Source organism: Microcoleus sp. PH2017_28_MFU_U_A, from assembly GCF_020738035.1.
Classification (GTDB): domain Bacteria; phylum Cyanobacteriota; class Cyanobacteriia; order Cyanobacteriales; family Microcoleaceae; genus Microcoleus.
This window is the reverse complement of the sequence record NZ_JAEQCX010000154.1, coordinates 1-13,555: the sequence shown is the minus strand read 5'-3', so window position 1 is coordinate 13,555 and position 13,555 is coordinate 1. Positions and strand designations below refer to the sequence as shown.

Below are 13,555 nucleotides of genomic sequence, written 5' to 3'. Positions count from 1 at the left end.
GTTCTACACTAAGAACATTCTGCTTAACGAAGGCATTCGTGCTTGGATGGCTCCGACCGACCAACCCCACGAAAACTTCATCTTCCCTGAAGAAGTTCTACCTCGCGGTAACGCTCTCTAATCAGTGCGAAGTATCAAAAATTGCAACATTTTGAAAGGGTAAGATAAATTAGTTTAGGCTTTACCCTCAATGTTTAAAAAGCTCCTGCCGCTCGGTAGGAGCTTTTTTGATTTCAGTAATCCGATCGCACATTTCCCTCTTTATACCTGCCCCACAGAAAAAGCAATCCGCTCAAAAGCTCGTTAGCGAAGCCCGCGCCTACGGCGGCTACGCCAACGAAGAGGATCGCCCGCTGGCTGTAGAGAGCGATCGAAAACCTCGATACGTCAGTAATTTGCCCTCATCTTGCAAAAATATTAATTTGCATCCCCCCACTTCTAATTCCTTGTGTTATTCTAATCATTGTGACTACTGAAATGATACTCAGAACGCAGGTTCTTTCGGTTACGCTGGCAAGGGCTAGCGCACAAATCCTCACACCAGATCTTGTATTTGGGTGAGGTGCGTTCAAATATGAAGCCATTTAGCTAATCCTGGAGGTGATGCCCATGATAGAAAGTAGTAAATGCATGGGTCATCAGATTGGAAACTACCGGCTGTGCGCCGGGGCCGCTCACTAGCAGTCAGCCGTCGTTTCCAACTGGAAACGAATTCCATCGGGAACCAGGCTCAGCTAGGGATTCTCCCGGCAGTCAGGTTCTAATCTGAAGACCCGCTAGACCGCTCTCACCTCAAATAGTGTTAAATCTTAAGTATTAAAACTTGAGCCTCAATACTATTGGTGAGAGCGGATAGTTTTTGGTCGGATTTTTGACCAGAAATAATTGGTTGAAAGTCGGAACCCTGCTCGGGAGAAATTAAAATCAGACTATTCATTACTCCAATCCTCGGACTTAAGGGTAGAGGTCGCTCTTAAACTGTCAACTGTCAACTGTCAACTGTCAACTGTTGACAGGTGGGCTGTTAATCTCCCAAAAAGCTTATCCCAAAATAAAAAAAATTATGGCAGATCTACTTAACGATACTGAAATTCAAGAGCGCGCCAGTCAATTATCGGGCTGGACGGTGGAAGGTAAGCAACTGCGGTGTACCCGTTTATTTAAAGATTTTATCGGCGCGATCGCCTTTGTGAATAAGTTGGTCGCCCCCTCAGAAGCGGCAGGACATCACCCCGACATAGAAATCTCCTATAACCAAGTAACAGTTAACTTGACAACTCACGATGCCGGAGGCTTAACTGAGAAAGACATGGCGCTAGCCCAAGAGATTTCTGCGCTAAATTAGCTAGTTAGGCGGGAATCCCCACCCCATATTGTTTACAGATTGGGGTGGGATGAAAGCCAAGTTGATTGAGGTGGGATGGTTGACCAATCCCGTAGGGCTCGGAAGCCATCACCGCCGAAATCGACAATCTTTGATATCATTGAACCACAGTGGGGCTGGACGTGTTCCTCACTATAAAACGCCGTAGAGAGAAACAGTTTGGAGTATCTCGAAGGAAGATCTAGATATCCTTTACAGGACTCAGATGCCCAAACTATATTGCTTGCAATTAGTGTGGGAGCGTCACAAGAGTTCTCATTTTCCTAGCCGCCACTGCATCTAGCGACAGTCCCAAGAGCAGAAAGCCCGCTCAAAAGAAAATATCGACTCTGGGTTAAAATCGGGTGTGAGAAAGTCGAGATGCAACAAGTCCAATGTATTAAAGGCTATTCGCCATCCTCCGACCATGATCGTATTTGAAAGGCCAGAGTTCTTGAACGAATCTGCTCAAAGAACAGAACTGATAGAAAAGCTTTTGGATATTGGCGCGGCGCTCTCTAGCGCCCCCGATTTGGGCGGGTTGTTAAACTTGATTTTATCCAAAAGCCGGGAAATCACCTACAGCGATGCGGGCAGCGTTTATTTAGTAGATCACAGCGACGAGAAATCTAAGTTGCTGTTCAAGGTAGCTCAAAATGGTTCTAAACCCAGACTGTCGTTTAAGGAGTTTGCCCTGCCGCTGACAGACAAAAGCTTGGCGGGATACGTGGCAATTACAGGTCAAAGTTTGAACCTGTCTGATGCCTATGACTTGCCTCCCGATGTACCCTACCAGCTAGATACGAGTTTTGACAGGGATATTAATTACCGCACTTGCTCGGTAATGGTGTTGCCGATGCAAAACCGACAGGGCGAGACAATAGGCGTACTGCAACTGATCAACCGCAAAAAAAAGGCAGATGAGGTGCTGACGGCAGAGAATGCCTGGGAATCGACGCAGCAGTATTCCGAGTGGGAAGAAAGGATAGTTCGATCGCTCGCTTCTCAAGCAGCAATCTCGATCGAGCGCAATCAACTCCAAGAAAGCATAGAACACTTGTTCGAGGGCTTCGTCAAAGCAAGCGTGCAAGTCATAGAAGCCCGAGATCCATGTACCTTCGGCCATTCAGAACGAGTTGCAGCCCTGACAGTACGCCTGTCAGAAGAAGTAAACGCCGTCAGCAGCGGATGGCTGCGCTCTATTTACTTTAACAACCGTCAAATTCAAGAAATTCGCTACGCCGCCCTGCTGCACGATTTTGGCAAAATCGGAGTACCAGAAGCAGTTTTGACCAAGCAGAAAAAGCTCTACCCCTCACAGCTAGAAATCATTCGCCACCGTTTCGCCCTAGCTCAGCGGACGCTGGAAATGGAATGCGTCCAGTCTAAATACAAATACTTGCTAGAGCATTCAGCTTACCGAAAACACCCGGACTCTGGGCCAGAGTGCGCTAAATGCCAGGAAATAGAACAGCTAGACACGGCGCTAGCAGACGCAAAAACCAGATTGGCAGAATATTGGGAAGTCCTGCTAGAGGCCAACGAACCTCACATTTTGGCAGAAGAACCCCTAGCTCAACTGCTAGAACTTTCTCGGCAAACTTACAGAGATATAGACGGGGCAATTAAACCTCTGCTGAGTCCAGACGAAATCGTGCAATTGATGGTGTCGAGGGGCAACCTGACGCCGACAGAACGATCGGCAATCGAATCTCACGTCACTCACACTTACGAATTTCTCAGCCAAATTCCGTGGACAAAGGATCTAAAAAATGTTCCCCAAATAGCCTACGGACACCATGAAAAACTCGACGGCACAGGCTATCCACGAGGTCTAACAGACTCAGAAATCCCCATTCAAGCGCAATTGATGACGATCGCCGATATTTATGACGCCCTGACAGCCGGCGATCGCCCCTACAAACGAGCTTTGCGAACAGATGCAGCAATGAAAATTTTGCGGCAAGAAGCAGCTCACAACAAAATCAACGCCGATTTATTAGAACTGTTCGACCGTCGCCGAGTCTTTAGCGTCCTAGGACACGGTTTGGATGCAAAAGTCGAATCAGTATAGACGATTCGGACGTGCTGTGCTAAAAAGTAAATAGGCTATCGAGCGCCTAATGTGTCAGTAGTCCAATCAATCCCAAGTCCAAGTATGGTAAGGTTTTGAGGCAGTTGAGTACCTAGTCAAAAACAGGCATCCGACAGCAGCCAATCACATCCATACACTCAGTTAGTCCCCAAAAATCAAAAGAAAAAGTGAATTTTAGGTCTCTTTTTAAAGTATGCTAGTTTAGCAACTACTGACCACATAGAAGACTCGAAAAGTTTCTCTGTAATCGGTGTGAGGATGAGAGTGAATATGTCGAAATTTTTGTGGAGTTACCTACTAATCAGCCCAGCAGTCTTAGGAGCTACCCTAGTAGTTTCTTCGAGCGCGATGGCAGCAGACGCTCAGCAAGCTGCTGATGCGCTCAAGCCTCAAGCTGCCCAAGCTGAAACAGGCCAAGCCTCCGAAGCCAAAGTTAATGCTTTAGCGGCTGTTGACGAAACTACCGCAGCACTAAAGCCAGTCGAAGAAATTTCCCAAGGAACAGGCAGCGAAACCAAGCCAGCGATTGCAGATGCCAGCCCTGCTGCAACGGGCAGCGCGATCGCCTCCGCCACCACAGACCCCGCAGCAACAAATCTTGAAGCTGCATCACAACCTGTAACTGAATCTTTAGCAGCAGTTGAGCCAACAGTCGCTCAACCAGTAGAAAATTCAGCGGCAGCCAGACTAGAAAATCCAGCCCCAGCAGCTACCGCTGTCAAGGAGCAAATCAGTGCAGTTCAATTAGAAACTACTGCCCCGGCAGTTGCAGAGCAGGCACAACAAAATTTGCCCTCTCCGGCCCAATCTCTAGCCCAAACTGTCGCACCACAAGCTCAAAACCCAGCCGCCACATTAGAACAGGTCAACGAGTACAGCAGCGAAGGTGCTGGTGGCGAAACTCAGGCTCAAGTAACCTCAGTATCTCAACTTTCCGACGTGCGGCCCACAGACTGGGCATTCCAAGCACTGCAATCCCTAGTCGAGCGCTACGGCTGTATTGCCGGGTATCCAGACGGCACATTCCGCGGCAACCGGGCAATGACCCGCTACGAATTTGCCGCCGGTTTAAACGCTTGCTTAGACAAAGTTAACGAGCTAATTAAAGCAGGTACAACCAACTTAGCGACAAAAGACGACTTGGCAGCCCTCCAACGGCTCCAGGAAGAATTTGCAGCAGAACTGGCAACCTTGCGCGGCCGCGTCGATGCTCTGGAAGCTCGCACATCCGAACTCGAAGCTAACCAATTTTCAACTACTACCAAACTGACTGGGGAAGCAATTTTTGCCCTCAGCGACGACTTTGGTGGCAATGATGGCTTGTTTGGCAGAGACAACAGAAGAGTCGGTACGGGTAACAATGAAGCCGTCTTCCAACAGCGGGTACGTCTCAATTTAAATACGAGCTTCACCGGCAGAGACTTGTTGCTCACCAGACTGGATGTGGGCAACGGTCAAAACTTTAACTTGGGGGCGACGAGCGAAGGTACTCAAACCTGGAACGTAGTTGGCAGAACCGACAACGTTTTTCACTTGGGCAGCTTGCTTTACAAGTTCCCCGCTAGCAATCGGTTGAACGTTACCATTGAAGCCGCTAACGGTATTTGGAACGATTTCATTCCTACCGTCAACCCTTACTTTGAAGACTTTGACGGCGGTAATGGCTCCCTCAGCGCCTTCGGTCAGAGCAACCCAATTTATCGCCTAGGTGGCGGTGCTGGTATCGGCTTCGATTACGCCTTCGGTGGCAGAGGCTTGCTGGGCGGTGTGTTCGGCCCGACTTCTCTGTCCTTTGGATATTTGGCGTCAAATCCGGCAAGTCCCGCCAAGGGCGCAGGCTTGTTCAACGGCGATTACGCAGCGATGGGGCAGTTGACTTTTACCCCGGGACGCAACTTGCAAGTTGCTCTCACTTACAACCACGGTTACTTTAGCAGAGGTAACTTCGGGTTTGACAACGGTTTGGGGAACGGGCCAGACAAACTTGGCGGTTTTACAGGCACGGGCGTGGCTAATTCCATCAACGGTTTGAGCGAAGGCTTTGACGGCTTCCGCGCTCGCAAAGTTGTCAGCAACTCCTACGGTGCTGAGGCTTCGTTCCGACTCAGCCCGAGATTTATCATTGGGGGCTGGGCTGGTTTAACCAATGCTCGTATTCTCGGCGTCGGCGATGCGAGAATTTGGAACTACGCAGCCACTTTGGCTTTGCCCGATTTAGGGAAAGAAGGCAACTTGCTGGGCTTTGTGGTAGGTCGTGAGCCTTACTTGGATAAACTTGAGGCTCCTGGCAATTTGCGGAACTTCAACAACGATACTTCGTGGCACTTTGAAGGCTTCTACAAGTTCAAGCTCTCGGATAACATTGCCGTGACTCCGGGCGTCATTTGGATTACCAACCCGAATCAAGACCGCAATAATGACGACATCATTATTGGTACTCTGAGAACTACTTTCACGTTCTAAGAGTGCGTTTTAAGAGGCAGGGAGAGTCATATTCTCTCTCTGCTAACAACTCTATAATTTAACATTAGCCCTGCTTGTCGCAGGGCTTTTTTGTGTGGCGGACAAATGCAGCTCATCTTATTTAAAAGTCCTTTTCCCCACCTTCCTCTTCCACCAGCACCCCAAGCCAAAAGCTAAACCAACACCTGCGATCGTAGTAGGTTCCGGCACAGTTTCAGACTCAGACTCGTACTCATAGGCGAGAGTAAGCTTTGAGTCAGTAGTGACAGTGCCCGCGTAAGTGACCGTTGTAGGCGTTCCTAAAACTCTCACAGTACCCATTGCCACAATGCTAGCAGCAATTAAATCCCCAGCACACCCACTAAACATATTTAGGTACTGTGGCGAACTATAACTCCTTGAAACAACACCATTTGCACTCCCACCTCTAGCCCCCGCAGCCCCTGATTCAATACTCATTTCCGGCGGATTTGCAAACAAACTCAAAACCAAATTGGGGTCAGCTTTTAAACTCGGTAAATTCACAGCAATCTGAGCACTCGTTACCGCCGTACCAGTAAAATTGCTAGCAGGAAAAATACTGATATCGCTGTTAACCGTTGATTCAACTTTAACATAAGCACTTAACAGCGTCCCTAACAGCGAATTAAACTTAGGAAATACCCCATTCAGCGTACTATTAACTGGCTGCTGCTTCAAAGAAACCGTATAAGTTTGCGTCAGAACAGCAGCTTGTACAGGTATTGCGATCGAATTGAAAGCAGAAAAACCCAAAGCCCCAGAAACAACCACTACTCCTAATTTTTGATATCCATTCATTACGACACACTCCTAAATAATCACTGAACTTTCTCGCTTATTTGTTTAACTGCCAGACAGCAAGTTAAACTTATAAAAATCGATAAACCTCGGCATATTTTGCACCGCCCAATCAACAACAGCAGACAACAGATAACCTAAAACCCAGACCGTATAAGCTATGCTAAAAGGAGCATAAGCAGCCAAAGTCCAGCAGTCTGAAGGTTCTTCCCAAATCTGTTCTCGTCGCAGCAAACGATCGTAAAATTGAAAAGACCTCGATCGCAAATTGTTAATCCCAGTCAAAGCAACTAGCAAATAATAGCCATCAAACTTATTCAAAGGGTTGAGATTAAAAACTACAGTGACAAGCGTAGCTATCATCAGCAAATAGCTAGCAAAATGCCATCCAGAATTAGGCTTAGACAAAACCCAAACCCAAACCGAAAAAGCCCAGATAGCCACCTGCACCAACACGCCTGCTGCCACTACAAAAACGCGCTGCTTCCGCCTCACTAAACTATACTGATCTGTGGTATCCGTATAGCATCCCGGTATCAAACATAAAAACAGCAGCCCCATTTCTGGGACAACACCACCGTAGTGCTTCAAAGTAAAAGCGTGACCCAATTCGTGCAGACCAACTACTACCATAATCAGTAGCACAAATGTTAACAGAGTTGTAATTTCCCCTGTAGCCCAAACCTGTTGATTGGAAGCAGAAACCTCGTCAGCCAAAGCCAGCCACACAGCCAGAGAAGCACTGATTAAAACACCCAGAAAAAAGGCAAATTGCCAAGTCCAAATCCAGCGGAGTTTACCCGTATGTTTAGTTAGCCAAGCATCGGGATTCAACAAGGGAATTTGCAAAGACAATAATTGCTGAATGTTGAATTTGTTTGGGGGTGGTTTTGGAGGTTGGGTTCCCTCTAACATTCCCGTTTCTGCCAGCATCCGCAGCAAGTATTGCAAATCCTCCAAAGTAATGTCATAGATGTCTGCGATATCGCCGATCGGCTTGAAGCCCAATTCTTCCATTACCTCTTTGTCAGAATTGTCAACTTGCAAGCAAGTAACGCCTTCGGAGTTGCGGAGTATCCAATAGCCGTCTGGGTGCGGTATCCACAGTACCGTTGATTTGAGTTTAGGGCCATAAAGAATCGTTGGAGAATCTTCACTCGGATTTTGAGATATAGATTCCCCCTCTTCCTTAGTTAAGTCGGGACTTACGCACGGGTGGTCAGAAACCGGGTTTTTCACCAAATCTGTGGGCGACACGAAGTATTTTCGCAAAAAACCCGGTTTCTCGGCCCAAATGCGTAAGTCCTATACTCAATTAACTGCCTGGGTTTTCAAGGTCACTACTAAAAACGGGGGCTTCAGTGTATGGTCTGGCATTCAAAAGGCTTTCAAGTCCGCAAAAATAAAGGGGTTGAGAATTCTCCCCCAAAAACTCGTCGCCCACGAAAGACATTCATCCTGGAACGAATTATCACCCCCAGCGCCCTAGTTCCTGGTGGTGTGGATGACCATGACGCGCTGCATCAGATTCTCAACTCTCTAAGTTTTCTAAGTTTTGACCTTTCAGACTGGGCCCAAAAATTTCATCACACCCTAGCCCACGCGACAAATTTACACTTATTTGCAGATAGCGGTGCGGGTACTTGCCCAACTTCCCCCGATGGCGACTTGCCGCCAATTATTGACTTTGACCCCTTGGGCTTGTACTCTCCCCCACAACCGACACCAGGGCCCAACATTCAAGGAGCCTTTGATACCCTGCCGCCCCCAATTATACTGCCCATAGATCCGCCTGGAACCAATAACAAAGTACCTACAGACTTAGGTGGCGCTTACACATTTACAACCAAAACAGCATCAGGTAATAACGAAGCAGGTTCAGCGAATCAATACACCTTCAGCATCGCCAATTCCGAACTCAATTCCACAGATTCAGACACCGTACTCGTTGGAATTTCAGTAGAATCAAAAGACAATCAAAAACTCCCCGAACTACCCGAAATAGATAAACTCACACCAATTTCCATATCAACCAACACAAACAGTAACTACTCCCTATTTGCCATCAAAAAATCAGGCTTAAACCTGCTTAACTTGAACAGCGCATCAAGTAGCGCATACACTCTCAAACTAAACATAGCAGGCGACATCAACAGCGACGGCCGAGTTGATACAACAGACAGACAACTCCTAAATAACGCTCTAGGCAGCACAGCAACAGACCCCAATTATACAATTAACCTCGACCTCAACCGCGATGGAATCATCAACTCAGTAGACCAAACTCTCCTCAACAACAACTTCGGCTTCATCACCAACAAACCACCAGTCACCTCCCCATTCTCAACAAACACCCATGCAGAATTGGAAACAATTATACCCTTAATCGGTAAAGCAACAGACCCCGAAAACGACCCCATCTCCTACAACACACTCAACCCAATTAACGGTACTGTAAAATTCGATCCCATTACCAAAACAGCAACCTTCAAACCCACACCCGGATTCTCAGGCATCGCCAGCTTTGACTTCATAGCCAGCGACGGCTATAACACCGGAATACCAGCAAAAATAACAGTCAACGTCAGCGGAGCCCCGCTACTTTCCTTAGACTTCGCCAATCGCAACCCTCAGCTTTATCCAGGAGACAATACAAAATTGACAGTGCTCGGAGACTTCGCCGACCAAAAAGGTGTAGTGCTGCCAGATTCTTACTTAACATACACTTCGTTAAATCCAGGGGTAGCACCCATTGACGCTTTCGGGAAAGTGACGGGGTTAGCCAACGGAACCTCAATTTTTACAGCATCTCGCAACAACATTCAAGCCGTGACTGCGGCACGAATAGGCGAACTGCCAATTCCTGCCAACGATGACGAATGGAACGCCCTACTAGCAGAAATTTACGGCTTAGATGTTTACCCCAAAGCAGTAACATTAACAACAGGAGTAAAGCGCTCGTTACTGGTAGGAATTCAAGGACTTACCGACTCTCCAGACCTCAAATTCGGCTCTACTGGCACTCGCTACTTCGTCAGTAACCCCAATGTATTGCAAGTAAATTCAGATGGTGTAATTACTGCTGTAGGTGAAGGAATTGCCAGCGTCACCGTCATCGACGGAGCCGCAGAAAAGGTGGTTCCAGTGCGGGTAAAAACGCCTTTAACGGGCCCGGCGATTTTGGGTGTTGATGGCGGAGTCGTGCAAGGCAGCGACGGCTCAATCGTCATGGTAGCTCCTAGTGCCTTAACCAAGGATACAACAGTCAACCTAACACCCCTTAGCAGCGAAGGCTTGCCACTGTCATTCCCCGACAGCATGGAGTTTGCTGGGGGGTTCAATTTAGAATTGGGCAACACCCCTTTGAAGATACCTGTCCAATTGGCAATTCCAGCCCCAGTTGGTGTGCCAATCGGCACCGAAGTTTTATTTATGCGGAAGGGGTCGCTGCCGGCTGGGGCTGATAGCTGGAACGAAACTTGGCTGATACAGGAATCAGGGGTAGTGGGTGCAGACGGCTTCATCCGCACCACTTCGCCACCTTTTCCAGGCGTGACACAAAGCGGTACTTATACAATTGGATTATTGCCCGCAGGAATGCCATCAGTCAGTTCAATTGTTAAGGCAGGCACAAAAGCAAATGCTGGGACAATTAACCTTTCGAGTAATCTCAACTTTGAGAATAGTTATTTAGGAGCAAAAACGGGTGGAATTGGTGCAGTCTCCGCCACAGAGAATCAATTCGAGGCGACAACATCACTATTAGCTTACTTGGCGCAATCTTCAAACAAGCCCCTGGAAATGATCGGAATTCCCAAAGTTGGGGAAACTGTCGTCACTACGGCTCAGGTACAACTCAATACACAAGGAGTGCCTACAGTCTCGGCAGTTCTCTCTGGGCCTGACACTGGGTTAGCAGTCCCCCTCGATCCGCCGTCGCTGGAGTCAGCCGAACTGGAGTTCTCCAACAGCGAACCTGTGGTGTTCTTGACAGGTAGCAATTTCCTCAATGGTCTCAACGGCAATCTGGGTGCTAGTTTCGGGGATTTGAAGGTTGACTTCAAGGTGTCCGGTAAGAGCTACTCAGGCACTGTTGTACCGGGACTCAGTAGTTCCCTGGGAGAAAACCGCTATAAAGTGGCGGTAAAAGCTCCTATCAGCGTACCTCTGGGCGAGTCGGAAATTGTGCTGTCGCGGCAGCAGAAAGAGCGTTTTGGCCCTGGCCCTGTTGATTCTGAGGTGGTTAAACGTTCGAGTTTTGAAGACCTCCAATTAAAGCCTGTATTTTCTGACCTAATACTGGTAGCACAGCGCTCTAGTGACAAAATTCAGGTAATCGACGCTCTCAGTTCAGTTCAGAGTCCGTCGAACCCGCAACAGAAGCCACCCAAGGATTTATCGGTGGGGATACCGGGGACAGCGGTAGGGACAACCTTAGACCGTCCGGGATTGTTAGCTGTGACCAGTAATGCGACTCGCGCCTATGTACCTTTGGAGAGGACGGGGCGGGTGGCGATGGTGGATTTGCTGGCGCGGCGTCCGGTTGATGTTGATGCTTCGACACCGGCTGTCGATGATATTATTTTGCCCAGTGGTGCATCTCCTGGGGCGATATCTATTGACCCTTGGGATAACTATGCTTACGTCGCGGACTCAGGGCGGGGTAGCATTTATGTCCTGGATGTCAATCCTGACTCGCCAAGCTATAACGAAGTTGTTCGGACTATCTCAGTTAATGCTACGTCAGGACTGCGCCAGATTGCGGTTAGCAGTGACGGGCGCAAGCTGTTTGCGACTGCGGCTGATGGTTATATTTACGCTGTGAATATTGACCCAGATGACAAACCGACGGTTCCGAATTCTAATCCCCGGAAGTGGGGGGAGCAAATTGGAAAGGTTTTGACTCCTACGGGGGCTTGGGGGTTGGCTGCAACTCCTGACCCGCTCAAAATGGTTTTTACTAATGGTAACCCGAACACAGACGGAAGCGGTTTTGGGGTGCTGACTGTGAAGGATGACCCTCTGAATTTGACTCCTACAACTGTCTACACGAATTTAACGCTGACTGATAATAGAAATGTGTTTGAGGTGAATGAGGGAGTGGCTGTCACGGTGACGGCTGATGGAAAGTATGCGTTTGTGGCGGGTCGTAACAGTAAAAAAATCATTGAAGTTGATGCCAATCCGCTGGCGGGGGGGAATATTGGGATTATTAAAGATCCGTTGGGGCCTAATCCGCAATTAGTTGCTGCTACTGAACCGGTGCCGGGAAGTTTAACTAATAATGTGGCTCTTTCTAGTGATGGGAAGTATCTGATTGGTTCTTATCCTACTCTTAGTGGTGGTGGAAGTGCTTATGTCTTTGATGTGGAGGAAATTATTAAGACTGTTGAAAATCCTGCTTATGCTTTGACAACGCGGGCTGTTGAGAAGTTTAATCCGAATATCATACCAAAAGGTGCTATTCCGGCTGTGATTGCGATCGGTGGTAATCCTTTGGGGTTGATTGCTGCTGCTCCCGATGATCCATGCTTAACACTCATAGAGAAAATTATAGCTCTTGGTAAAGAGTTGAAAAAACGCTTCGACGATCTGCGCTTAGACGATCAGGATCTTTTTAATCGGCGTTATGAAATTACCGATCCTCCAGTCCCGCGAATTCCTCCCTTATCAGGTCGCCGGACTACAGTGACTGGCGACCCGGGTTCTTGGAAGGGACATATAAAGAAGTACAATGAAGTGAAAGATGATTTAAAAAAATTGCTCAAGGAACGTGAAGAAATGGACAATTGTGATGATTATGATCCGGATGGATACGGCGGGTCTACAATGCAGGATGCCTATGACCAAGCTGTGGAGTATAGTCAAAAACAACCTCCAAAAGAGCCAGATATCAGAAACCGAAGTAGCTTATTGGCACGGGCAAATGAGCTTGGCGCACAGGTAAGAGACGGTGCTTTATGGGTAGGAGCGGGGGTAGCAGGAGCTGTTCTGATCGCATTAGAAATAATTGCAAGGCTTCTGGGGTTAGAGTTACGTTTTAGGCCTTGATAGACACGATCATTTATGACAAAACAAAACTGTTTGGAACTTGATTTTTCTTGGAAAGATGGGGAAAGCTCGGAGTATTTGGAAGCTTTCCTACCGCTGTTAGGATTGCCAAATGCTCTATTAGAGCAACCATCTATCTGGGAGTCAATTTATACCCAGGCTTTTATTGAGCATGAGACTCGCTATCGGATGAGAGATTGGACAGGTACACATGGTGAGCGAGGCGAGCTTGTACGGCAGGTAATTGTGAAGGCGTTGCCCCTGCTAGCACAGCAGATGGGACGGAATGTGGCAATTGATTTAGAGAAATGGGTCAGGTTTCACTTCTTCTGTCTTGAAGCCAAAAGAGCGATGAGAGAGTGGGAAAGAACTCTTCGGATTGCCTATTTTTCGCCAAATTCCCGTAAGTATCAGAGAAAAATTCCTCCACCCGCCGTCTTAGTGCCGATATTGCCTCTTATTGAGGAATTGGTGGATTTCGATCGCAGAACCGAGATCAATCATGCTTTGGAGCGTGTTGCCCCACCACCTCCATACGAGCAGATTCCCGAAGAATATATGGAACATTGTTATGAAATGACCATGATTTCGGTGGTACTCGATCAAGCGCTGACTTTGAAAGCTTTGCAAACAATTGCATCTAGACTCAATGACACGGAACGTTCAGAAGTGGTAACGTGGGCGCAGGCTCAAGCTCTGATTATGTATAGAGATGGTAAGCCAGAGAATCTGTGTGGAGATAAGTATTTGCAAGTTGAACTTCC

9 protein-coding genes and 1 pseudogene are annotated in these 13,555 nt (G+C 47.8%); 7 read left to right on the top strand and 3 right to left on the bottom strand.

The genetic code is table 11. The features are described 5' to 3' along the window. Together JGK14_RS30985 and JGK14_RS30980 are read left to right on the top strand one after the other, a co-directional pair. A pseudogene (locus tag JGK14_RS30985) lies at positions 1 to 121 on the top strand (photosystem II D2 protein (photosystem q(a) protein)); the annotation flags it as partial. 106 nt (positions 122 to 227) lie between these two features. Continuing rightward, positions 228 to 476, top strand: a complete 249-nt coding sequence (locus tag JGK14_RS30980) for a hypothetical protein (protein WP_293186923.1) — start codon at positions 228 to 230, stop codon at positions 474 to 476. 326 nt (positions 477 to 802) lie between these two features. Here the strand turns inward: JGK14_RS30980 and JGK14_RS30975 are convergent, their stop codons facing one another. Continuing rightward, positions 803 to 937, bottom strand: coding sequence for a hypothetical protein (locus JGK14_RS30975; protein ID WP_293193883.1), 135 nt, complete (start codon positions 935 to 937; stop codon positions 803 to 805). Between the two features lie 126 nt (positions 938 to 1,063). On the opposite strand from JGK14_RS30975, the gene JGK14_RS30970 reads away from it, so the two are divergent. From JGK14_RS30970 to JGK14_RS30960, 3 genes are all read left to right on the top strand, one after another. Beyond that, positions 1,064 to 1,345: a 4a-hydroxytetrahydrobiopterin dehydratase gene (locus JGK14_RS30970; protein WP_293186922.1), complete on the top strand. Its 282-nt coding sequence runs from the start codon at positions 1,064 to 1,066 to the stop codon at positions 1,343 to 1,345. Positions 1,346 to 1,790: 445 nt separating this feature from the next. Further along, positions 1,791 to 3,437 (top strand): HD domain-containing phosphohydrolase, encoded by a 1,647-nt coding sequence (locus tag JGK14_RS30965; RefSeq protein ID WP_293193881.1) that lies wholly within the window; start codon positions 1,791 to 1,793, stop codon positions 3,435 to 3,437. 291 nt (positions 3,438 to 3,728) lie between these two features. After that, entirely contained in the window at positions 3,729 to 5,921 is a 2,193-nt protein-coding gene (locus JGK14_RS30960) for an iron uptake porin (RefSeq protein WP_293186920.1), read from the top strand. Between the two features lie 117 nt (positions 5,922 to 6,038). On the opposite strand, the gene JGK14_RS30955 is transcribed toward JGK14_RS30960, so the two are convergent. After that, positions 6,039 to 6,740, bottom strand: coding sequence for a PEP-CTERM sorting domain-containing protein (locus JGK14_RS30955; RefSeq protein WP_325315881.1), 702 nt, complete (start codon positions 6,738 to 6,740; stop codon positions 6,039 to 6,041). A 45-nt stretch (positions 6,741 to 6,785) separates the two neighbouring features. Then, entirely contained in the window at positions 6,786 to 7,997 is a 1,212-nt protein-coding gene (locus JGK14_RS30950; RefSeq protein ID WP_293232835.1) for a M50 family metallopeptidase, read from the bottom strand. Between the two features lie 108 nt (positions 7,998 to 8,105). Between JGK14_RS30950 and JGK14_RS30945 the strand changes: the two genes are divergently transcribed. Both JGK14_RS30945 and JGK14_RS30940 read left to right on the top strand, forming a co-directional pair. After that, on the top strand, positions 8,106 to 12,791 hold the full coding sequence (locus JGK14_RS30945; RefSeq protein WP_325315880.1) for a dockerin type I domain-containing protein: 4,686 nt from the start codon (positions 8,106 to 8,108) through the stop codon (positions 12,789 to 12,791). 15 nt (positions 12,792 to 12,806) lie between these two features. Beyond that, positions 12,807 to 13,555, top strand: a 749-nt coding sequence (locus tag JGK14_RS30940) for a hypothetical protein (protein ID WP_325315879.1), incomplete at its 3' end; no start/stop codon positions are given.

Excerpts from the sequence above, each read along its gene's own strand:
- JGK14_RS30975 (WP_293193883.1), bottom strand. The coding sequence starts at position 937 with ATGAATAGTCTGATTTTAATTTCTCCCGAGCAGGGTTCCGACTTTCAA.
- JGK14_RS30970 (WP_293186922.1), top strand. The coding sequence starts at position 1,064 with ATGGCAGATCTACTTAACGATACTGAAATTCAAGAGCGCGCCAGTCAA.
- JGK14_RS30965 (WP_293193881.1), top strand. The coding sequence starts at position 1,791 with ATGATCGTATTTGAAAGGCCAGAGTTCTTGAACGAATCTGCTCAAAGA.
- JGK14_RS30960 (WP_293186920.1), top strand. The coding sequence starts at position 3,729 with ATGTCGAAATTTTTGTGGAGTTACCTACTAATCAGCCCAGCAGTCTTA.
- JGK14_RS30955 (WP_325315881.1), bottom strand. The coding sequence starts at position 6,740 with ATGAATGGATATCAAAAATTAGGAGTAGTGGTTGTTTCTGGGGCTTTG.
- JGK14_RS30945 (WP_325315880.1), top strand. The coding sequence starts at position 8,106 with ATGGTCTGGCATTCAAAAGGCTTTCAAGTCCGCAAAAATAAAGGGGTT.